We start from the raw sequence: 258 nt of genomic DNA, 5'->3' as shown, positions 1-258 counted from the left end.
GAGGCGTACCCAGCGTTTACCAACGATGGGATCGACGAGCTGAAGGAGCGGATCGCCGCCCATACGGCAGAAAGTGATCTGCTCCCGAGGAAACCGTAGCTCCCGCGTCCTTCGCCGGATGGATACCGACCAGACCGCCACCAACACGAAGATGGTCCGCCGCTATGGACGAGCCCCGCGCGGCGAACGTTGCCGGGTCGCGGTGCCGTTCGGCCACTGGAAAACCATCACGGTCACTGCCGGTCTGCGCACCAGCGG

General features: G+C 65.1%; 1 pseudogene. It reads left to right on the top strand.

From position 1 onward, the window contains the following. Positions 1-127: 127 nt before the first annotated feature. Positions 128-258 (top strand): annotated as a pseudogene (locus ACLBX8_RS32245) (IS630 family transposase); the annotation flags it as partial.

Source organism: Methylobacterium sp. D48H (assembly GCF_053345715.1).
The sequence above is the reverse complement of the archived record's forward strand: the minus strand, read 5'-3'. Positions and strand labels throughout refer to the sequence as shown.